General features: G+C 62.6%; 1 protein-coding gene. It reads left to right on the plus strand.

All coding sequences use genetic code 11. The features are described from left to right. The first annotated feature begins 25 nt into the window (after nucleotides 1–25). Entirely contained in the window at nucleotides 26–1,045 is a 1,020-nt protein-coding gene (locus AC1D00_RS41995; RefSeq protein ID WP_477014758.1) for an ERF family protein, read from the plus strand. Nucleotides 1,046–1,180: the final 135 nt, after the last annotated feature.

The following is a 1,180-nucleotide window of genomic DNA, read 5'->3' on the forward strand; positions in this document are numbered from 1 at the left end:
CATCCATATCGACCGGAGGTAACCAATGCAGAAGTCAAGTGCGACCGTCGGTCAGATCGCCGGCGCGCTGGCGCGAGCGCAGGCCGAGCTCGACAACCCTGAAAAGGCGCTGTCGGCCACCATCGTCTCGCCGTTGCCGCGCGAGGAGCCACGGACCTTTCGCTATGCCTCGCTTGCGCGCGGGCGCGAGATCGTGCGCAMGTGCCTCACCAAGCACGAAATCGCAACTGTTCAGGCCACCTCGATCGAGCCTAACGGCGGGCTGATCAAGCTGACGACCACCCTCCTCCACAGCTCGGGCGAATGGCTTGCCTCCGACTGGCCGGTGTGCCTGATCGTTGAAACAACCGCTCCGCACCGGATGGGCGCCGCCCTTACCTATGCGCGGCGGTATGCCCTGTTCACCCTGGTCGGAATTGCCGGAGAAGATGACTTTGATGCACCGGATCTGGCGAGCCCAGCGCCGGCATCGAGCAACTCAAACAGGGCGAGACAGGATGGAGATTGGAAAAGCCGAGCACCAGCCCCTGCCGCGAAACTGAACGGCACCCCGATTAAGACGCCCGGGCGAAAAGCATCCACGGCAGCAGGGTCTTTGGAGAAGCCCCTGTCAGCTGACGCGTCGAAGGAGCTGGCGGTCGAGATGATCGCCGAACTGGTAGCTCTGAGGGCGCAAGATGAACTCGACCGATGGGCGTTCCGGTCCTGGCCGAAGGTGAACACGCTTCGGCTGGAACATGCCGGGCGGATCCGCGAAGCTTTTGGTGCACGGCTGACCGCATTGGGGACGTCAGAGGCAACGCTCGGCTCGGYTGAAGCGGAGGCAGAGACCAGCTCGGGGAAGACTGCCGATGGTGCCCCGTGTGCGCTCGCAATTCCGAAGCGGCTGCGCCAGCGTGACCGCCATCATCTCAGGTTCGTCGCCCAACAACCCTGCCTCATTTGCGGACGTCAGCCCTGCGACCCGCATCACCTTAAGTTCGCGCAGGATCACGGACTTGGTAAGCGTCGTTCTGCTCCCACCTTCTCGCGGCGCATTGGATAGGTGAGTTTCACGATCTCTTTGAAGGGATCGGCTTGTGTCTATGCTTGACCATACGCTTAAGTCGGACGCGACGGCGCGCCGGCTGGAAGTGATCACGGAGACGGGACGCCGTCGTTGGTTCTCCAAGGACGACAA

The sequence above is a fragment of the Bradyrhizobium sp. P2_E8 genome (assembly GCF_056403875.1).